The organism is Pseudomonas sp. GW456-L13, assembly GCF_017350115.1.
Taxonomy (GTDB): Bacteria; Pseudomonadota; Gammaproteobacteria; order Pseudomonadales; family Pseudomonadaceae; genus Aquipseudomonas; species Aquipseudomonas jessenii.
Genome location: NZ_JACNAS010000002.1, coordinates 1,900,425 through 1,918,589, shown reverse-complemented (window position 1 = coordinate 1,918,589; position 18,165 = coordinate 1,900,425). Strand labels below are relative to the sequence as shown.

Here is an 18,165-nt window from a genome sequence, read left to right as displayed (position 1 = left end):
CCAGAACAGTGAAGTGCCAATGCTAGCGGATTAGGACTTGTTCAGCTCGCCGTAAAGCTCGGGGCGGCGATCGAGGAGGTAGCGATTGGCGGCACGGGAATCGACCATCAACTGTCGATCCAGCTCACCGACAATCAGCGATTCATCCAGTCCCGCCTGAGCGATGCGGCTGCCATCCGGCGCAGCGATGCTGCTCTGGCCGCAGTAGTGGATGTCGCCTTCGTGCCCACAGTAATTGGCATAAGCCACGTAGCACTGGTTTTCGAAGGCGCGGGCGCGCACGGTGACATCGGCGACGAAATCGAACGGAATCATGTTCGCAGTCGGCACCAGGATCAGCTCGGCACCGGCCAGGGCCAGGCGTCGGGCGTTCTCCGGAAATTCCAGGTCGTAGCAGATCAAGAAACCGAGCTTCCAGCCGTTGAGCTCAACGATGGGAAACTCGTCGGAACCTGCGCTGAACATCGAGTGATCCAGATCGCCGAACAGATGGGTTTTGCGGTAGTTGCAGACGCGCTCGCCGTCAGAGTCGATCAACTGCACGGCGTTGTAGATTTGTCCGTCCTCGGTGCGCTCGGGATAGCCATACAAAATGGCGATCCCGGCAGCCTTGGCAATGCGCGCAACCTGCTGCGCCGACTCACCGTTGTACACCTCCGCCAGCACGCTGACGGCATCGACGCCGATGTTGTAGCCAGTCAGGAACATCTCCGGCAGCACCAGCAGATCGGCGCCTTTTGCCTCCAGCGCAAGCTGCTGCAAGCGTTGCAGGTTGCCGGCGACATCCAGGGGCAGCGGCGGACATTGGTAAAGGGCTACGCGCATTTCGGATTCCTCTTACTCGGGCAGGGCGATCGGTCCGATCTCGTTGAACACATCTCCTGGACCCGGATTCTCGGCGTGAGTTGCACCGCCGAAATGTTTCATGATGCCCCACACCGCGTTGAGCGAGGTCTGTACCGCACCCTCAACCCAGGCCGGTGTCCACGAAACGTCGTCACCGGCGATGAAGATCCCGCGCTGTTCGGCTGGCATGTCGTCCTGCATGAAGTGGGCGTACATGCGTTGGTTGTAGCGGTAGTGGCCGGGCAGGGCGCCTTTGAACGCGCCGAGGAAATGCGGGTCGGCTTCCCACGAAACGGTGATCGGGTCGCCGATGATCCGCGCGGCGATGTCGACTTTCGGGTAGATCTTTTTCAGTGCATCCAGCGCCAGTTTCACGCGTTTTTCCACCGGTTGGGGCAGCATTTTCAGCGCGTCGCTCATCCACGAGTACGAGAGGCAGATCACCCCCGGCTTGTCGTCGCCGTTGTCGAACAGATAAGTGCCACGGGTCAAGCGGTCGGTGAGGGTCATGCTCATCAGGTCGCGGCCGGTTTCCGGATCCTTGTCCTTCCAGAACGGGCGGTCGACCATCACGAAAGTCTTCGACGACTGCATGTAGCGGGTGCGGTCCAAAGCCATCCACATCTTTTGCGAGAACAGGGTTTCGTCGCATTCGATCTGGGTGGTCAGCAGCCAGCTCTGGCAGGTGGTCAGCACGGCCGCGTATTCGCGGGTGTCACCCCAGTTGTCGGTGACGGCGAAACGGCCGCCCGGCGCGTGGGCAATCTTCTTCACGCCGGTACGCGGTGCGCCGTTGTGCAGCGAGCTGAGGCTGGTGCCGGCCGGCCAATGCGCGCAACGCTCCGGCACATGGCGCCAGATGCCTTGTGGCACCTGTTCCACGCCGCCGACCACCAGGTGCTGGTGGTCGTCGCAGTTGGTCATCACCACGCGGAAGATTTCCAGCATCGAGTTCGGGAAGTCCGAATCCCAGCCGCCGGTGCCGAAACCGACTTGGCCGAACACTTCACGGTGATGGAACGAGAGCTTGGCGAACGCCTTGGACGTGGCGACGAAGTCGTAGAAGGTGCGGTCGTCCCACAGCGGCACCAAGGTGTTCCACAGCTCCTTGAGGCGCGGGACGTCGCGGTCGCGAATGGCTTGCTGGATATCGGAGAACTGCGAGCCGGCTTCCAGAGCATCGGCCCAGGCGTCAGCCACTTCCTGGAACAGTGCAGGAAGGTCCGACAGCTTCTGTGCGTAATGGGTCTGACCTTCGAGGTCGATCACCGTGCTGCCCGACGCGGGCGTTAGCGGGTTGGGGAAAGGTTTGGTTTCCAGACCCAGTTTGTCGACGTAGTGATAGAACGCGGTTGACGACACCGGGAAGCGCATCCCGCCCAGTTCGGCAACGATGCCTTCGGCGCCATTGAATGCCTGGGAGCGCAGGCGGCCACCCATTTTCGAAGCTTCGTAGACGACCGGTTTCAGGCCCAGCTTCATCAACTCATACGCCGCCACCAGGCCGGCGATCCCGCCGCCGACAATCGCCACTTCGGCACCGTGATTGTGCTCGGGAATACTGCCCAGCCCGGCCGGGTGTTCGATCCAGTCGTCGAAGGCGAAAGGAAAGTCCGGGCCAAAAATGGTGACTGGTTTCTTACCGTCTGCAGGATGGCGATTGTTCTTGTTCATGGCTGACCTTGCTGGCGACCCGACGCGCAATGCGCATCTGAGTATAGGAAAAGATGCCAGCCATTCTAGAGAGCACGGAACACGTTAATAAGACGCAAAGTGTTGTCATTTTGCTATTGGTTTGATCAGTGTGACGATCTATCAATACATACTGACCACTGTGGGAGCGGGCTTGCCCGCGAAGAGGCCAGCTCTGGCACCCAAAAAACTACAGGCAGAAACTCAAACCGGCTGCCCCCGATCAATCTTGCTGCTCAAGATGATCGAAGTCGTGGTCTTCTCCACCCCATCCACACTGCCAATCTGGTCCAGCAACTGATCCAGCTGCTCCGGCGAATCGGTGCGCAACCACGCCACATAATCAAATTCGCCACTCACCGCACACAACTGCTGCACCTGCGCCATCGCGCTCAGGCGCCGCAGCACCTCCTTGCCGGAGCGTGGTTGCACGGTGATCCCCACATACGCCTGCAACCCGCCATCCACCACCCGCTGCCCGAGGCGCACGCCGTAGCCGGTGATCACCTTGGCCTTTTCCAGCCGCGCCAGGCGCGAAGTCACAGTGGTGCGGGCAATGCCCAATTGCCGGGCGAGCATGGCCACGCTCTCGCGGGCGTTGATCTGCAGGGCGGCAATCAGTTGGCGGTCGATTTCATCGAGAACAGGCGTGCGAGTGTCAGGCAAAGGGTTATCTCCAGCGGCATGGATCAGTGCGCAAGCATGTTACAGGCAGTTTCTGCAGGACGCTCGCGACGGAGATTTGATCTAGCCTCAATACCGTTCATGACATTTTTGCCTGCGACAAATTGCCATAAGTAACTAGGTAGTACATTATTCCGCCCTTGTCACAAATGGGGAAAATTTCCGACATGAACAATTCTGGGGCTGCCGCCGGCAGTAAATGGTTGCTGGCGGGGCTGGGTGTGCTGATTGCACTGATCGGGCTCGGCCTGGCCGGTGGCGGTGGCTATCTGATCGCGCTGGGTGGCAGTTGGTATTTCCTGCTGATGGGGCTGGCGATGCTGGCGTCCGGGTTGATGATTGCCCGGCGCAAGCCGCTCGGCGCCTGGCTGTATGGTGTGGCGTTGGTCCTCACTGCGATTTGGGCCGTTTGGGATGCGGGCCTCGAATACTGGCCGCTGGTCTCACGGATACTGACCTTTGCCGTGATCGGTCTGGTTGTGGCGCTGATCTATCCGACCCTGGTCCGTGCTTCGGGCGCGACCGGCGGGCGTGGCGCTTATGGTCTGGCTGGCATTTTGGGTGTCGCAGTCGTTGCGACGATGGCCTACATGTTCGTGCCGACCCACGTGGTCAAGGCCACCACCGAACCTGCGGTAACGCCGGTCACTCCGGGCACCGAACAGAAAGACTGGGCGCACTGGGGCAACACTACCGCCGGTAATCGCTTTGCGGCCCTGGACCAGATCAACAAGGGCAACATCGACAAATTGCAGGTCGCCTGGACCTTCCGCACCGGCGATATTCCGCAAAGCACCGGTGCCGGCGCCGAAGACCAGAACACTCCACTGCAAATCGGTGACACCGTCTACACCTGCACCGCCTACGGCAAAGTCTTCGCCCTGGATGCCGACACCGGCGCCCAGCGCTGGAAGTTCGACCCGCAAGGCACTGCGCCCAATTGGCAGCGTTGCCGTGGCCTGGGTTACTCCGAAACCCCGGTGTCTTCGGACAATCAGCCAACCGCCTGTACGAAACGTCTGTTTCTGCCGACCGGCGACGCGCGTCTGATCGCCATTAACGCCGACACCGGCAAGCCCTGCGAAGAGTTCGGCAACAAAGGCACCGTTGACCTGACCACTGACATGGGCGAAGTAAAGCCCGGTTACTACCAGCAAACCTCGACCCCATTGGTCGCTGGGGACGTGGTGATCGTCGGTGGTCGCGTGGCCGATAACTACTCCACCGGCGAACCACCGGGTGTAGTCCGCGCCTACGACGTACGTAGTGGTGAACTGGTATGGGCATGGGACCCGGGCAACCCGAACACCACCAAACGCCCACCTGCTGGCGAGACCTACACCCGTGGCACGCCGAACGTGTGGTCGGCCATGTCCTACGACGCCAAGCTCGGTCTGGTGTACCTGCCGACTGGCAACGCGACGCCAGACTTCTTCGGCGGCCAACGTACCGAGTTCGACGACAAGTGGAGCTCGTCCATCGTCGCTATCGATGTGAAGACCGGCCAGGTACGCTGGCACTTCCAGACCACTCACCACGACCTGTGGGACTTCGACCTGCCGGCACAGCCACTGCTGTACGACGTGCCGGACGACAAGGGCGGCACCCAGCCAGCCCTGGCGCAAGTCACCAAGCAGGGCGAGATCTTCCTGCTAAATCGCGAAACCGGCGTGCCTATCGCCCGCGTCGAAGAGCGCCCGGTGCCGCAAGGCAAGGTTCCCGGCGAACGCTACTCGCCAACCCAGCCGTTCTCGGTGGACATGCCGTCAATCGGCAACAAGACCCTGACCGAATCCGACATGTGGGGCGCCACGCCGTTTGACCAGTTGATGTGCCGCATCCAGTTCAAAGGCATGCGCCATGAAGGCGTCTACACCCCGCCGGGCATGGACCGGGCCCTGCAATTCCCGGGCTCGCTGGGCGGCATGAACTGGGGCAGCGTCTCGGTTGATCCGAACACCCACTACATGTTCATCAACGACATGCGCCTGGGCCTGGCCAACTACATGATCCCGCGCGACAAGATCGGCGCCGGGGCCAGTGGAATTGAAATGGGCGTGGTACCGCAGGAAGGCACACCGTTCGGCGCCATGCGCGAGCGCTTCCTCTCGGCGGTCGGCATTCCGTGCCAGAAACCACCGTTCGGCACCATGTCGGCCATCGACCTCAAGACCCACAAGCTGGTGTGGCAAGTCCCGGTCGGCACCGTGCAAGACACCGGCCCGCTTGGCATCCGCATGCACCTGCCGATCCCTATCGGCATGCCGACCCTCGGCGCATCGCTGGCCACCCAGTCGGGCCTGCTGTTCTTCGCTGGCACCCAGGACTTCTACCTGCGCGCCTTCGACACCGGCAACGGCAACGAAATCTGGAAATCGCGTTTGCCAGTGGGCAGCCAGTCCGGGCCGATGACTTACGTATCGCCGAAAACCGGCAGGCAGTACATCCTGCTGACGGTGGGCGGTGCGCGTCAGTCGACGGATCGTGGGGATTATGTGATTGCCTATGCTTTGCCCAAATAAGGTGATGTAGGAGCGAGCTTGCTCGCGAAGGTCGTGAACGATAACGCTTGCTGTCTGGATGGACGCGGTGCTTTCAAGTCCATCGCGAGCAGGCTCGCTCCCACATTGCGCGGGGCATCAGGATGGACAGCGACCGTCACTCGTAGTCGAATGCGAGAACGAAGGTTCCGAGGCAATGGATATGACGAGGAAGATGCCCCCCGCAGTACGCGATCATGCCCTGCAGATCGCCCACCACGAAATGGGCCACTACGTCGTGGCCCGCGCCCTGGGGTTTGAAACGGGCGGCGTGACCCTGACGGTGACTATGGATCTGCGGCACCAGGGAGGGGCCTGCATTACGCTGGTGCGCCCGATTTCGTCGATGGAAGCCATGAAGGAACATCTGGAAGCCCGGATGATGGTGCTCCTGGCTGGCGCAATGGCGCAGACACTCCCTTCAAAACCTTCAGCCGCCAAACGCGTCGACAAGCCCATAGCCACTGCCATCCTCAAAGGCGAGCAGGGGGCTGAACAGGATTACGCAAAAATCAGGGAGCTTCAGCATCTGCTGCGCAATATCACTTGCCCCGATACCGATCCCACGTCGTCTGAGCAGATAGCGGCGGAGCTTAAAGCGATGACAGATCGGGTTTGGATTCGGACTCAAGGAATTATCGAAGATCAGGCCGGGACGATTGCCGAATTGGCGGCGACATTGGTCGACGGCATGGTGCTCGTTGAGCAATGGGGGCGGGGGGCGGATACGTATGAGGTGGTGTTGACGGGGCAGATGCTGGAGCGACTGCGGGTGGTGCAGGCCATCCCTTCGTTGCGTGTTTGGACTGACAGTTGCAGTGATGCCGTTCAGCACTGGAAATAACGAAGGGTCGAAGCGTTACTTGCTCGCGAGCATAGCGTCTTGCACCAATGGCAACAGTGCATCAGTTGCCGCCAACAGTTCGGCAAGAAGGGTTTCGTCCACATCCATATAACCTTCGTACTCAGCCAGATTGCGGCGCTCGTGACAAAGTGCGAACAGGCGTACCTGGATTTTGTTCAGACCGAGAGTATGTACAAGGCACTGAAATACCAGATAGCGGCGGTCGGAGCGAAAACCCTGCAGACGCATGGCCGTCAGTGCCAGGGCATGTGCGGCGTTGTAGGCGAGGTCGAAGCGACTGGCGAAGGACAGGGCCGAACTGTGGGCATCCTTCAAGCGGTCCGTGGCCGATCTCAGCAGCCCTTCACATTCCTTGCGATCTGGCGGTTCGGCTTTGAGGCCGCCGCTACGCACCAGGTTTTCCAGATTTTCGTTACTGCCCATCGGCTACCTCTGCTGGATTGTGGCCAATCAAATCAATTTTGTCCTGTTGTTCAACCCGCACTACAAAGCTGTTGCCGGCCGCCTTCTTGGTTTGCCAGTCGACCAGTGTGTAGAGCGTTGGGTTAATGGTGCGGCCAAGCTGTTCCTCTACGGGCAGTACCCGTTCCATCAAGTCGCTGTAACTGAGATTTTCACCAATCAGCATCAGGTCAATGTCACTGCCTGCGTGCTCGTTACCCTTGGCAATGGAGCCATAGATGAACGCCCATACCAACTGATCATTCAGCGGAGTCAAGGCCGCACGCAGCTGCTCTGCAATGCCAAAAGTCTTACGCACTATCCCAAGCAGTTCTGCATAGATGGGGCACTCAGGGTTGGCTTGGTAGTGCGTCTGATTACCCCGTCGACTCATGGTGAGAATGCCTGCGCTATGCAGACGCTCCAGCTCACGCATCAGGCTGCCCTTGCCGACCTGTGCCCAGCGGGATATTTCATTGGCATAGAAGCTCTGATCCGGTTTGCCATACAACATGCCCAGCACTTTTTGCTGGGTGGCAGTAAAGAGAGCATCGCTTAGCGGGATGGCAGGCATGGTCGGTTCTATAAGTCCCAAAAAGGGAACGATAGGTCCCTTTTTGGGAATTATCAACTTTGCCGTGATTATGTGTTTTTCGATGGGTCTGCTTCCTTTCTCATTTGAACAGGCCGGCGCGTCAGCACCTTTACCACATCATCAATCACCGCTTTGCTCATCGTCGTCAGGTAATGCGCGGCCCAGGCGTGGCGGTCGGAGTCTTGGGAGTAGGCGGCGTCCACGATGAGGGACTTGGCGAGGAACAGCAGGTCGGAGGCTTGGGCCAGAGCGTCGGCGATGGGGACGTTGCGGCAGACGTGGAACAGAGGTTGATCCGAGAGGTACAGGAAGGGTGTGAAGCCGGCGGTTTTCAGGTCTGAGGGTGCGGGTGAATCTGCTTCAGTCATGGTTTTACTCCTGGGTTCTAGGAGCCGCCACAATCGTTTCCAAGCGAATGGGTGACGGCTGTACGCAGGTTGGAAAACCGGGAACCTAGGAACCGGCACGCCCGAAGGCGTCCCACGCACAGCCGTCATAACTCAGGATCACACAATACAAGCAATCGTGATGAGGGCGCTGTTGCGGCTAGAGTTCGGCGGGTTTCCAAGCCCGATCGCTGAATGGTCAGCGACGTCCGGAGACTATCCCGTCGAAGAAAAGGGCAACAAGGCGGCAAAGTGCCCAAATAGAAGATTCGGAGTTTGCCTACAAGGTCTGCGGGCGTCATCCGATAAAGCGAGAGCTTAAGTAAACAAAACTAAACGCCAGGCACGAAAAAGCCGCGCATTGCGCGGCTTTCTTGTTTGGTGGGCCCACACGGACTTGAACCGTGGACCAAAGGATTATGAGTCCTGCCAAGTGGCTATCCCAAAATATCCCGAAACGTTGATAGAATATGGCTTTAGGCCCAGTAATCGCTTGGCTTCGCCATTCGCCTTTGTTGATCTGTTTACCGATCTATCCTGGCCGGATGCTTACAAAGTGCTTACAAAGATTCGGGGGTGTTATGGGGCAGAAGAAGCGATTCGGGCTGACGGTCAAGCGTATCAATGACCTGATGCCGCCAGCCGCTGTCGGTGGTCAGGATTTCTACTGGAGCGCCGATCAGGCAGGGTTGGCTGTCCGCGTGACTGCGGGCAAGAAGGCGTTCATCTGGCAGGGCCGCTACTTGGGCAAGGTTGTTCGGATCACCATTGGTGATTGGCCGGGTAAGAGCATCGGCGATGCCGAGAAGGTGGCGCGCACGTTCCAGGCCGAGCTGGATCAAGGCCGCGATCCCCGGCAACTGAAGAAAGACAACGAGGCTGCTGCCGCTGCTGCGGTTGAGCAAGCCCGCCTTGAGATTGTCACGCTGGCCGATGGTTGGGCCGACTACCTTGCCGACCGCCGTTCGCACTGGGGCGATGCTCATTACCAAGACCATGTGAATCTGGCCAAGGCCGGTGGCGAAAAGCGCAAGCGCGGTGCTGGCGAAACGGTCGCCGGTCCGCTGCATTCTCTGATGGGGCTGCCGTTGTCGGCGTTGAGTGGCGAAGCGCTGGAGCGTTGGGCGGCACAGGAAGGCGCAATAAGGCCAACTCGCGCAAGGTTGGCCATGCGTTGCCTTAAGGCATTCCTGCGCTGGGCCGCTGATGAGCCAAAGTATCGGGCCGTGGTGGCTGGCGATCAGGCCATCACCAAGCGCGCCAAGGATCGATTAGGGCGTGCCGAGGCAAAGCAGGGTTGTCTGCTAAAGGAGCAACTACCAGCGTGGTTTGCTGCCGTGCGTGGCATCGACAACCCCGTTATCAGTGCCTACCTGCAAACGCTGCTGCTCATTGGTTCGCGTCCAGGTGAACTGCTCGCCTTGAAGTGGTCAGACATTGATTGGAAGTGGCACAGCCTGACCATTCGCGACAAGGATGCCAGCAAGGGTGGCCGTGACGGCACCCGGACAATTCCGATGACACCCTATGTCGAACGCCTGCTGAGTGATCTGCCACGGCGCAATCAATGGGTATTTTCAAGCCCAGCCAGCGCGACCGGGCGCATATCCGAAGCCAACCACGCGCTTGACCGAGCCTGTGCTGTTGCCGGTGTGTCGGTAACACCGCATGACCTGCGCCGTTCGTTCGTGAGCCTGTCTGAGTGGCTGGAGCTGCCGTCAGGCGTCATTGCACAGATCGGTGGCCACAAGCCTAGTGCGACTCAGGAACGGCACTACAAGGTGCGTCCGCTGGACCTGCTGCGCCTTCATCACGAGCGCTTCGAAACATGGTTACTGGAGCAGGCCGAGGTATCGGTCCCTGTCACTGACGGCCCGCGTCTGAGGGTTGTGTAATGAATGATGAGTGCGGATTCATTACCGTGAAGCTGAAGGTTGCGCGTGCCGGAATTGCTGAGTTTAAGCTACCGCTTGAAGCTGACGGAACGCTGCACCCGAGTCTTGAGCCATTCCGGTCAATCGAAAGTCTGAATGAGCTGTGGGACAGATTTGATGGGCAGTTGATCGACAAGGTAGTCAACAGCCCGGACGACAGTGATTCCATGCAGACGTTGCTGAGTTTATTGGTGGACGATCGTGTCGGGCCTGGCTTGCTGTCTGCATTGCGCGAGTTTCGTCGTAGGCAGAGGCTGAAGCTCATGAAGCGACTCGAGGACCATGGCGAAGTAAACGGGGGGCAGGGGAGCGTCGATGATCGAGACCCTGAAACTGTTGTTAGAACTCTTAATCGTAAGAAGGAGCGGCTGAAGAAGGGGCTTTAGTGGACAGTCACTCGCGGGAGTGGGTGTCCGTGACTTCAACACAACCATGTGAATAATTAGAAACCGATGGCAGCAGAATTAACTATCGGGAACCTGACCATGAATACATTTCAAACATTGGACTCAATCGACCGTCCAACCATGACTACGGCTGAGGCTGCGCACTTTCTCAACCGTAAGCCTCAGACTCTGCGCAACTGGGCAATTCAAAACACCGGACCAATCAAGTGCAGGCGCATCGCGGGTCAATTGGCATGGCCGACTGCAGAGATACGCGCCTTGTTTGACGAAATGCGCCCCAACGCCGAGCAAAACGAACAAGCATAAAAAAGCCGGACGTTATGGCGTCCGGCGGTGCTGGTTACTGCTGCAATCAGTAACGAGCGCGCTGATTGTCACATTCAGTCCGGCCCCCGACAAACGGTTGAGGGCTACACAATGAATTTATACGACGAATCGTCGATACCGCGTGAACCGTCCGGCGGCGGTCCCGCGCCTGCCAGCAAGATTTCCCGCTACCCCGCATTGGGTGATAAACCAGGGCAAAGCACCGGGTGTCTACTCCAACTCGCCAATGGCGACATTTTGCTCACCGCTGCTCATCCGCATAGCACGTTTATTCTCCACGCTGCCCAGCAGCTCCTGAACAGGGGGTGAGCTATGGCCGGTGACTGGATAAAGATGCGCGTTGACTTAGATACAGATCCGGCGGTTATCAGCATTAGCGCTGATCTGAACGTTACTGAATGCACCGTAGTTGGAATGCTTCATCGCCTGTGGGCATGGGCTGATGCGCAGTCACGCAATGGTCACGTTGCTGGTGTGACAAAAAAATGGATTGACCGTTACGTGTGTCACGACGGTGTTGCTGATGCGTTGGAAAAAGTTGGTTGGCTGCTAGAAGAAAACGGCGGAATTACCTTTCCTAATTTTGATCGGCATAACGGTCAGTCGGCCAAGAAGCGCGCAATAGACGCTCGCAGGCAGCGCGAACACCGCGATAATAAGTCACGTAATACGTCACGCAATGAGCGTGACAAAAGCGTGACCAGAAAAGAGAAGAGTAGAGAAGAAAAAAGCTTTAGCGCGTCGCCTCTAAGTTCTTCTCTAGGACTGCAGATTGAGGGGGCGCAAGAGCGTGCAGGGCTATCTGTCAATGCTGTCCGGGTTGCCCTAATTCCCAGCAATAAGCTCAAAAACGATGGGGCGACTGCTGGGGTAAAAAGCAGGTTGACCAGTGAGTAGTTGTCTTGAGAGCACCGCCAGTGCCTACCTGCAAGGCGCGGTCGATGGGGGTGTGTATGGCGAATAATCGTGACTGGGCACTGACGATCGTTGGCGACCTGCTGGACGGATTCGACGCAGATCCTGACGCGTCGGTACTTGGCCTGCTGACACTCGGTTACGGCCAGCCGGTGCCGGTATTGCTGCAAACACAGTGGTCCGATTTTGACCTACAGGCCGGTGTCTGGTGGGTCGGTGACGAGCCGTTACCTCTGACAGCGCCTTTCGTGGAGCTGCTGACGCGCTATCGGCGTTGCTGTGCTGGCCGGGGTGATCGCTTGTTCATTGGGTGCAAGGGTAGAGCGCTGGGCAAGACTGAAGCGAACGCCAGGGTGCACGAGCTGACGCGTGAATTCTTCAATCTGGACGATCTGTTGGACTTGTTTCCTGACATGGGCGCGGCGCAATGGGCGCAGTGCTTGCGCGAGTACGTCGAGCTGGGTGGAACGGCTGAACAAGTCGAGGCGCTGGGGCGTGAATTCAACAGGCGTCGGTGCAGCCTGCTGGAAGCATGGCACGGTGATGTGCTGTGTGTCGCGGAAGTGATGTCGGCGCGGAGCTTTACGCGCTGATTGAGGCCGGAAGGTTTCTTCACCGTCTTCACCGGCAGGCCGAAGGTTATCGAGTAGGTGTGAGCGTGCGGCATAGCCCTGATCGGGCTGGCTGTTGGGTTGGTCAGTCAGGTGGCGAGGTATGCGATGGGTGAGACGCGGTATATCGAATTCAGTGATGCGGCGATCAGGGCTGAGGCCAAAGATGAAGACGTCCGCGACCTTCGTGACCAGCGCTACTCGGATTTGAGGTTTCGTTTTCTCAAAGATCGGCGCCGGGGTGTGTGGTACACAGTGCATGCAGGCACGTGGCAGAAGGCGGCGGAGTGGCCGAACTGCGGCTGCAAGGAGATGGAGTCGCGGATGTCGTCGCTGATGTTACTGCGGGCTGGCGGTGTTCAACCTGACGCCAGGCTGCGCGCTCTGTATACGGTGGCTGACGTGGTGTCGTGGTATCTGGAGCGACATTTGAACACGGCCACGGTATCGAGGGCGCGCAAGGCCAGTTGCCGGTCGCTGGCCAAGAATTGGCTTCTCCCACGGCTGGTGGGTATGCCGGTGGATCAGTTGAACACGGCCACACTTGACCGGCTATTGATTCAACCGATGCAAGCGTTGGTAGCCCCGGCCACGGTGTGCAATGCCTATCGGGTGTTGAACGCGGCGTTTCGCACGTCCAAGCGTCTGGGGCTGCTAAACGTCAATCCTCTGGCTGATGTCAGGTTCACCGATTTCGGGCTGGGCCGCATACGGCCGAAGGGGGCACGGTTGTTTCCACGTGACGTTGGTTGGCTGATGGATCTGTTGGCGCAGCGCCTGCTGAAGTCGCCGGGGCCTTGTCTGTTGGCGCTGCTGATGCTCTGTCACGGTACGCGGATCGGCGAGACGCGGCAGGCGCGCTGGGACCACTTCGACTTGGATGCTGGCTGGTGGGTGATTCCGGCTGAGCTGACCAAGACGCGAACGCGGCTTGAGCTGCCGCTGACACCTGCTGTAGTGGCTGTGCTGCGTTGGTACAGGGATCAGCTATACAGCAAGCCGAGCGTGTATCTGTTTCCAGGTGGTCATGGTCACGCGCTGACGGGGCCGGGGGCATCGTTGGCGATTGCCAGTCTGAGCGCCGGTGCCTGGTCAAGCCACGATCTGCGCAAGCTGGCACGGGCTGGATGGCAGCATCTGAACGTCAATTATGTGATTGCCGAGCAGTTGCTGAACCATGCGATGCCGGGCCTGACCGAAACCTATGTGCAGGGTGATCTGTCGGTGCTGAAGCGGCAGGCGCTGGAGGACTGGCACGGTGTCGGTGTGGCAGGCGTTGAAGGGTTGGATTTGGCGCGGCGCTTCGGCTTGTTTTTTGATTTGCTCTAATTTTCCCGAGACTGCTAAAGCGCGTGCTAGATAGTCTGCGCGCCCATAGCCGCGTTTGCCCGGTAAAAGTGCGTATTTTTATGGGTAAAACGGGGCCGTTGGAAAAAAGAATAGCTGCGAGATGTTTTCGGGGTAAGGCGTGAAAGCTGGGATTTAGAGCGGTTACGGGGTGTTGGCTGGATTTAGCTTATCAGTCTGAGGTGTTCGAATGTCAAATCCACTGTGACGCGCTCTAGTACGTGCCTTTGCGGGAAGTGCGTGAATCTGGCGGGTATGGGATCGGTAGCAGTTGGCATGAGCAGGGCGCTTTAAAAAAATTTACCAGCTCGCATAACGCTAGGTAAATCAGTGTGTTGCAAAGGGATTAGAGCGGAAAAGTCGAGGGTAAGATGCCCGCAAATTTCTGGTGCGTCGACTTGGCAAGGCACCTTCAACCTGGTGCTGATGGTCATTGGTCGGGGCGGCAGGCGCGGTAATTTGGAAGATGATCCAGGTCAAGCAGGTCGTCGTGGCCGCCGTCAAAATGTAGAGGCTGGGTCAGTCGATCCGGAATCAATACGCGGTGCGGAGCCGATATGCACAAAGTTATGCCGTTACTGCTAGCGCTGGCATTGATGTCCACGACAGGCTGCGTCGAGCTTGTTGATGCCCGTCGTGATTATTTGCAATGGGTCGACTCGCTCGATCTGCCGCGACAAGCAACACCTGTGCAGCAACAACAAGTAGCGCCTATGCAGCAGCAAATGCAGATGCAGCAGTACGGCCAGCCGGTATACCGCGCACAGGATTGCATCGGCGCGGTGGTCAATGGTGTGTGTCATGGCAGTACCGGCGCGGCGCAACCGATGGCGACCTGCTACGGCCAGATGCTCAATGGACAATGCATCGGACCCCAGTTCTAACACCAGTGAGGGCGCGACGATGCAGTCGACCAGTATTTATCGGGTGGTGATAGCGACACGATCACGCAGTCAGTGCAGCGGCTCAAGGCCACGGGCCTGACCCAAGTTGAAGTGGCATCGGCGCTGGCCAAGGGCATTGCGACGGTAAATCGGCATTGGAATCGAGGGGAGGTCGAAGCATGAAACCCAGTATCTCGACCCATTTTGAGAACATGCAGGCGCCGTTGACCAATGTGCAGTGGTCATGGGGAGCGCAGCGGCCAGATGGTAAGGTGATTTTGCGGGCATGGCAGGACCGGCGCCGGGTGATCGACGGCAAGACATACCGCCAGTTGCTTAATCCTGACTGGCAGTCAAACTCCGCTGGCTTTGCTGAGCGCGCCCGCCATATCGAGTTGCTACGCGCAGGGGCGCCGGGTTACATGGTGATCCTGACGGCGGTTGATACCACGGCGCGACCACGGCGAATTCAGACTTATAACAGCACTGTTGTCGTGCCCATTGGAGAGCTTGTCGAGATTGATGGGCAGATATGGGGTGAGTGTCTGAGGCCGGTTCCGGTTGAATTTCTGGAGATTCCAGCATGAGGTTTTTACAAGGCTTGGTGCTGTCGCTGTTGGCGGTGGTGCTGCTGTTGACGGCATTGGCGCTGGTCTACCCGGCGCTTGATTCGGTGGGAAAGGTGATGACGGCGTGGGAGATTGCCCAAGCCCTTGATGCCCCGCGGAAGGCCAAGCCATGAGCAAGCCACGGATTACAGAGCACTACGCAAAGCTTGGCGCGAAGATGGGCGGCGTGTATGGCTGGGGTGCGGTGCGAGAGGATGAACGCACCGTGTTTCTGTCGGTTTGGATGAACGAAGGCAAGACCATCGGCGGCAAGTCCTATTACATGGTGCTGCGCGGCAACCCGGTCAAGATCACCAACGGTCTACGCGAGCGAGTTCGCCACCTTGATCTGATTCGCCAAGGCGCAGCCTGTTACCTGACGCTGTGCCGACCAGTGAACGAGAACGCAGACGAAAAACGCATCAAGACATTCGACGGCGCCTACCTGTGGCGGGCAGGCGAACTGAAAGAGCATGACGGTGATCTGTACGTTGAGGAACTTGAGCGCATACCGACGAAGGTGATGCAGATGACGTAAGAGAAGCCCCGAAAGGGGGCTTTGTCGTTAGCGGGCTTGCCCCTTCACGCGCTTGAGCGATTCCAGGCATTGTGGCAAATGGAACATGAACCGGCCAGCAACGGAAATGGTGAGAGGTATAGTAAATATATCATCTTTAAATTTGCAGGCTTTACGGTTCTGCAAATCACTGAGGATTTTTTAAAATGTCCAGTCCAAAATAATCGGCGAGAAATATTGGGAAAGCGCTAAGTACGGGTAAAGGGTCGCGAGGTGCGTCATTGATTAATTGTGATGAGGCAATCGATACTTGGTCGCTAACAAATTCTAGAGTGTTTTCTTTGATTGCTAGTAGATTGGCCTTTCGAATGTTTGCTTCAATCAAGCGTTGCCAACCTTGCTTGTCGATTTTTCTTGCATCTTGATAAGCTCGGCTGCCTCGAGCAGCAGAGAGGCCCTTATAAATCCCACCTGAACAGTTAGATATTGCTACTGTTCGCTCTAGATACTCGTCAATGTTGTCAATGTCTCTGATGGCCTCAATCATGGGGTAACTTATGAATAATTTGCCGTCTTCTGTCTCGTTGTTAAAACGACGCAGCATGTTAAGCAAGTTTTGTCCGGTAAACTTGTCGTCTTTCGGCTCGAAATCAAAAAATAGATAAATCTGTCCAATTTGATCGCGCCTTAGATTTTTTATATTCTCATCTTTGTTGGCGCTTGGGTTTAGCTCTTTAATAAGCTCAAACAGATCTAGGTCTTCGTCATCCGCAATCTCAGCGTAGAGCTCGTAGAGGTCATTTTCAAAGCTCGCTAAGAGCCTGCTTTCTTCTCCGTGAAAGAAGGCGCGCTCTAAGCTTTTAAAGTAAAGTTTTTCAACTTTTTCGCCTTCGAATACAAATAAAGTCCGCTCCATTAACTGGACAGTCCTTTGTAAATTTTTTCCAAGTTATGAGCTTTGCGAAGATCTTTTTCCGTTAATGCGGTGAGGGGGGAAATTGTCTTATCCAAAACGAAATAGCAGTCAGGTCGTAGAAGATCATTACTCATGACTCCAGTGTTATGCGTAGTCATTATAGTTTGTGCTTGCAATGCAATGACTTTTTCGACAATGGTCGACGCCAAGGCGTGATGATAGAAGGCATCGAACTCGTCTATATATGCGAATGTTACTGCTCCGTTCTTTAGTCGGAGCCACCAGAAATAGAAAATCCCGAGAGATAATGTTCCTGTTGACGCTACTGAGCCAAACTCAAGTTTTATTTCGCCGAAATCAAAAAAAATCGATTTGCCGTTACTGTTGTTGGTGTCGGCACCAACTACAAGTGAACACTCTATTCCTGCATCGTTAAGGAATTTTTCAAAATCCTTTATAGAGTCGCTTTCGATTATGCTTTGCGATAGTCGCTTAACGCCAATATCTTTTCCTACGTATTCGCCCTTGTTGGTGGCATTTAACGAGCGGAAGAAAACCATTCCCTCAATAAAATCGAGTAGTTTTGAGAAGACACTGTTTGTGGGTGTTTCATCTAGTATTGAGTTGTTTTTTACATATTTAAGTAGCGATATCTCTGAGTCGCCAACGTCTCTCTTCAGATGCTCTGCACCCTTTAGTTCGATATCTGCTAATGTTGATTCTCGGCGATCTATATGAAGAATGTCACTTTTGTTTATCGAGAGATGCTCGTAAACAAGCTTGTTCCAGGATTTTTTCCCGTAGCTATATACTATTTCGGTGCCGTCTATGCAGAACTCAAAGATAAACTCTGCAATGGATGCGGCTGAGCTACCGTTGATATAGTTATTGTCCAGTGAGGAGAAAAAACTGGGAGAGTCAGTTAGATGTAAAGCCGGATCGACCATTGCAAGACCGAGATTGGTCTTGCCCCCACCATTAGGCCCATAAATCATGGCATGTCTTACGATGCCGTTACTGACTGCGTTCTCATTAAACTCGTACTGTTGGCTAGTTAGATCAAAACATAGCCAATCTGAGAAGTTTCGATAATTTTTGACAGAAAATTTTCGTAGCATCGGGGAGGCCCCTACTGATTGACAGGGGGAGCTTAGCAGTTTTTTTTGTTGCCGTAAAAAAACTACGGCTGGGACCTATGCGGTGGGAGGCCCTCATTTCTGTGTTGCTACGTTGCTCCTCGACTCCCCATTTTTTACATTTTCTCGAGATGCAGAGCCGTTAACCCCGCTCCTTTTCGACAAAAGGGTCAGGTTAAATGTGTCGGTGCGGCGATGAGAGGGGGTACCGGGGAGCGCTAAAGGCAGGAGCGCCACCCGTTCGCTGCTATGGGCAATATTTGCCGACAAAATGTGTTCGTCGAGAAGTCGTGAATGGTCGTACAAGACCATCTGACTAGGTCTTTGAGATGGGATTTTCACTCTGGATGCTTACAAAGTGCTTACAAAGAAACCAGAAACAGAAAAGGCCAACCGCAGGGGTTGGCCTAATCTGTTGATTCTATTGGTGGGCCCACACGGACTTGAACCGTGGACCAAAGGATTATGAGTCCTCTGCTCTAACCAACTGAGCTATAGGCCCTCAGTAGGTCGC

Annotated in this window: 20 protein-coding genes and 2 tRNA genes; 12 read left to right on the top strand and 10 right to left on the bottom strand. The window is 56.6% G+C overall.

Going from position 1 to position 18,165, the window contains the following annotated elements:
- Nucleotides 1-30 precede the first annotated feature (30 nt).
- From J4D25_RS22935 to J4D25_RS22925, 3 genes are all read right to left on the bottom strand, one after another.
- Nucleotides 31-825: a carbon-nitrogen hydrolase family protein gene (locus J4D25_RS22935; protein ID WP_057713045.1), complete on the bottom strand. Its 795-nt coding sequence runs from the start codon at nucleotides 823-825 to the stop codon at nucleotides 31-33.
- Between the two features lie 12 nt (nucleotides 826-837).
- Complete coding sequence (locus tag J4D25_RS22930; RefSeq protein ID WP_057713046.1) at nucleotides 838-2,520, bottom strand: NAD(P)/FAD-dependent oxidoreductase; 1,683 nt, start codon at nucleotides 2,518-2,520, stop codon at nucleotides 838-840.
- Between the two features lie 222 nt (nucleotides 2,521-2,742).
- Nucleotides 2,743-3,204: an Lrp/AsnC family transcriptional regulator gene (locus J4D25_RS22925; protein WP_046039454.1), complete on the bottom strand. Its 462-nt coding sequence runs from the start codon at nucleotides 3,202-3,204 to the stop codon at nucleotides 2,743-2,745.
- 185 nt (nucleotides 3,205-3,389) lie between these two features.
- Between J4D25_RS22925 and J4D25_RS22920 the strand changes: the two genes are divergently transcribed.
- On the top strand, nucleotides 3,390-5,744 hold the full coding sequence (locus J4D25_RS22920) for a glucose/quinate/shikimate family membrane-bound PQQ-dependent dehydrogenase (RefSeq protein ID WP_057713047.1): 2,355 nt from the start codon (nucleotides 3,390-3,392) through the stop codon (nucleotides 5,742-5,744).
- Nucleotides 5,745-5,925: 181 nt separating this feature from the next.
- The gene (locus J4D25_RS22915; RefSeq protein ID WP_057716550.1) at nucleotides 5,926-6,606 is read left to right on the top strand and encodes a hypothetical protein; all 681 of its coding nucleotides are present in this window, start codon (nucleotides 5,926-5,928) and stop codon (nucleotides 6,604-6,606) included.
- A gap of 15 nt (nucleotides 6,607-6,621) precedes the next feature.
- Here J4D25_RS22915 and J4D25_RS22910 read toward each other — a convergent pair whose 3' ends face one another.
- The 4 genes from J4D25_RS22910 to J4D25_RS22895 all read right to left on the bottom strand — a co-directional run bounded on the left by J4D25_RS22910 (nucleotide 6,622) and on the right by J4D25_RS22895 (nucleotide 8,533).
- The gene (locus J4D25_RS22910; RefSeq protein WP_057713048.1) at nucleotides 6,622-7,050 is read right to left on the bottom strand and encodes a hypothetical protein; all 429 of its coding nucleotides are present in this window, start codon (nucleotides 7,048-7,050) and stop codon (nucleotides 6,622-6,624) included.
- Nucleotides 7,040-7,642: a nucleotidyltransferase domain-containing protein gene (locus tag J4D25_RS22905; protein WP_057713049.1), complete on the bottom strand. Its 603-nt coding sequence runs from the start codon at nucleotides 7,640-7,642 to the stop codon at nucleotides 7,040-7,042. The genes J4D25_RS22910 and J4D25_RS22905 overlap by 11 nt, the downstream gene beginning before the upstream one ends.
- A gap of 68 nt (nucleotides 7,643-7,710) precedes the next feature.
- Nucleotides 7,711-8,031, bottom strand: a complete 321-nt coding sequence (locus J4D25_RS22900) for a DUF3077 domain-containing protein (protein ID WP_057713050.1) — start codon at nucleotides 8,029-8,031, stop codon at nucleotides 7,711-7,713.
- 397 nt (nucleotides 8,032-8,428) lie between these two features.
- Nucleotides 8,429-8,533, bottom strand: a tRNA-Ile gene (locus tag J4D25_RS22895).
- A gap of 97 nt (nucleotides 8,534-8,630) precedes the next feature.
- On the opposite strand from J4D25_RS22895, the gene J4D25_RS22890 reads away from it, so the two are divergent.
- The 10 genes from J4D25_RS22890 (at nucleotide 8,631) to J4D25_RS22845 (ending at nucleotide 15,620) form a co-directional block, all read left to right on the top strand.
- Nucleotides 8,631-9,944 (top strand): integrase family protein, encoded by a 1,314-nt coding sequence (locus J4D25_RS22890; RefSeq protein ID WP_057713051.1) that lies wholly within the window; start codon nucleotides 8,631-8,633, stop codon nucleotides 9,942-9,944.
- 26 nt (nucleotides 9,945-9,970) lie between these two features.
- A complete protein-coding gene (locus J4D25_RS22885; RefSeq protein ID WP_131726843.1) occupies nucleotides 9,971-10,369 on the top strand; it encodes a hypothetical protein in 399 nt (132 codons plus the stop codon).
- Nucleotides 10,370-10,468: 99 nt separating this feature from the next.
- Complete coding sequence (locus tag J4D25_RS22880; protein ID WP_079246707.1) at nucleotides 10,469-10,696, top strand: helix-turn-helix domain-containing protein; 228 nt, start codon at nucleotides 10,469-10,471, stop codon at nucleotides 10,694-10,696.
- A 333-nt stretch (nucleotides 10,697-11,029) separates the two neighbouring features.
- The gene (locus tag J4D25_RS22875) at nucleotides 11,030-11,614 is read left to right on the top strand and encodes a hypothetical protein (RefSeq protein WP_057713054.1); all 585 of its coding nucleotides are present in this window, start codon (nucleotides 11,030-11,032) and stop codon (nucleotides 11,612-11,614) included.
- 56 nt (nucleotides 11,615-11,670) lie between these two features.
- Nucleotides 11,671-12,225: a hypothetical protein gene (locus J4D25_RS22870; RefSeq protein ID WP_057713055.1), complete on the top strand. Its 555-nt coding sequence runs from the start codon at nucleotides 11,671-11,673 to the stop codon at nucleotides 12,223-12,225.
- Nucleotides 12,226-12,351: 126 nt separating this feature from the next.
- Nucleotides 12,352-13,572 carry a tyrosine-type recombinase/integrase gene (locus J4D25_RS22865; RefSeq protein ID WP_057713056.1) on the top strand — a complete coding sequence of 407 codons (1,221 nt, stop codon included), beginning with the start codon at nucleotides 12,352-12,354 and terminating at the stop codon, nucleotides 13,570-13,572.
- A 575-nt stretch (nucleotides 13,573-14,147) separates the two neighbouring features.
- Nucleotides 14,148-14,474 carry a hypothetical protein gene (locus tag J4D25_RS22860; protein WP_131726844.1) on the top strand — a complete coding sequence of 109 codons (327 nt, stop codon included), beginning with the start codon at nucleotides 14,148-14,150 and terminating at the stop codon, nucleotides 14,472-14,474.
- Nucleotides 14,475-14,653: 179 nt separating this feature from the next.
- The gene (locus J4D25_RS22855; RefSeq protein ID WP_057713057.1) at nucleotides 14,654-15,061 is read left to right on the top strand and encodes a hypothetical protein; all 408 of its coding nucleotides are present in this window, start codon (nucleotides 14,654-14,656) and stop codon (nucleotides 15,059-15,061) included.
- Nucleotides 15,058-15,216 (top strand): hypothetical protein, encoded by a 159-nt coding sequence (locus J4D25_RS22850; protein WP_157858917.1) that lies wholly within the window; start codon nucleotides 15,058-15,060, stop codon nucleotides 15,214-15,216. Before J4D25_RS22855 ends, J4D25_RS22850 begins: the two co-directional genes overlap by 4 nt.
- Nucleotides 15,213-15,620, top strand: coding sequence for a hypothetical protein (locus tag J4D25_RS22845; RefSeq protein WP_131726845.1), 408 nt, complete (start codon nucleotides 15,213-15,215; stop codon nucleotides 15,618-15,620). Before J4D25_RS22850 ends, J4D25_RS22845 begins: the two co-directional genes overlap by 4 nt.
- A gap of 166 nt (nucleotides 15,621-15,786) precedes the next feature.
- Here the strand turns inward: J4D25_RS22845 and J4D25_RS22840 are convergent, their stop codons facing one another.
- From J4D25_RS22840 to J4D25_RS22830, 3 genes are all read right to left on the bottom strand, one after another.
- Nucleotides 15,787-16,515 (bottom strand): hypothetical protein, encoded by a 729-nt coding sequence (locus tag J4D25_RS22840; protein ID WP_057713059.1) that lies wholly within the window; start codon nucleotides 16,513-16,515, stop codon nucleotides 15,787-15,789.
- Nucleotides 16,515-17,633, bottom strand: coding sequence for an ATP/GTP-binding protein (locus tag J4D25_RS22835; protein ID WP_057713060.1), 1,119 nt, complete (start codon nucleotides 17,631-17,633; stop codon nucleotides 16,515-16,517). Before J4D25_RS22835 ends, J4D25_RS22840 begins: the two co-directional genes overlap by 1 nt.
- 443 nt (nucleotides 17,634-18,076) lie before the next feature.
- A tRNA-Ile gene (locus J4D25_RS22830) sits at nucleotides 18,077-18,153 on the bottom strand.
- Between the last annotated feature and the right edge of the window lie 12 nt (nucleotides 18,154-18,165).

Coding starts and splice junctions, on each gene's coding strand:
- J4D25_RS22935 (WP_057713045.1), bottom strand. CDS start 825: ATGCGCGTAGCCCTTTACCAATGTCCGCCGCTGCCCCTGGATGTCGCC.
- J4D25_RS22930 (WP_057713046.1), bottom strand. CDS start 2,520: ATGAACAAGAACAATCGCCATCCTGCAGACGGTAAGAAACCAGTCACC.
- J4D25_RS22920 (WP_057713047.1), top strand. CDS start 3,390: ATGAACAATTCTGGGGCTGCCGCCGGCAGTAAATGGTTGCTGGCGGGG.
- J4D25_RS22915 (WP_057716550.1), top strand. CDS start 5,926: ATGACGAGGAAGATGCCCCCCGCAGTACGCGATCATGCCCTGCAGATC.
- J4D25_RS22910 (WP_057713048.1), bottom strand. CDS start 7,050: ATGGGCAGTAACGAAAATCTGGAAAACCTGGTGCGTAGCGGCGGCCTC.
- J4D25_RS22905 (WP_057713049.1), bottom strand. CDS start 7,642: ATGCCTGCCATCCCGCTAAGCGATGCTCTCTTTACTGCCACCCAGCAA.
- J4D25_RS22900 (WP_057713050.1), bottom strand. CDS start 8,031: ATGACTGAAGCAGATTCACCCGCACCCTCAGACCTGAAAACCGCCGGC.
- J4D25_RS22890 (WP_057713051.1), top strand. CDS start 8,631: ATGGGGCAGAAGAAGCGATTCGGGCTGACGGTCAAGCGTATCAATGAC.
- J4D25_RS22880 (WP_079246707.1), top strand. CDS start 10,469: ATGAATACATTTCAAACATTGGACTCAATCGACCGTCCAACCATGACT.
- J4D25_RS22875 (WP_057713054.1), top strand. CDS start 11,030: ATGGCCGGTGACTGGATAAAGATGCGCGTTGACTTAGATACAGATCCG.
- J4D25_RS22870 (WP_057713055.1), top strand. CDS start 11,671: ATGGCGAATAATCGTGACTGGGCACTGACGATCGTTGGCGACCTGCTG.
- J4D25_RS22865 (WP_057713056.1), top strand. CDS start 12,352: ATGGGTGAGACGCGGTATATCGAATTCAGTGATGCGGCGATCAGGGCT.
- J4D25_RS22860 (WP_131726844.1), top strand. CDS start 14,148: ATGCACAAAGTTATGCCGTTACTGCTAGCGCTGGCATTGATGTCCACG.
- J4D25_RS22855 (WP_057713057.1), top strand. CDS start 14,654: ATGAAACCCAGTATCTCGACCCATTTTGAGAACATGCAGGCGCCGTTG.
- J4D25_RS22850 (WP_157858917.1), top strand. CDS start 15,058: ATGAGGTTTTTACAAGGCTTGGTGCTGTCGCTGTTGGCGGTGGTGCTG.
- J4D25_RS22845 (WP_131726845.1), top strand. CDS start 15,213: ATGAGCAAGCCACGGATTACAGAGCACTACGCAAAGCTTGGCGCGAAG.
- J4D25_RS22840 (WP_057713059.1), bottom strand. CDS start 16,515: ATGGAGCGGACTTTATTTGTATTCGAAGGCGAAAAAGTTGAAAAACTT.
- J4D25_RS22835 (WP_057713060.1), bottom strand. CDS start 17,633: ATGCTACGAAAATTTTCTGTCAAAAATTATCGAAACTTCTCAGATTGG.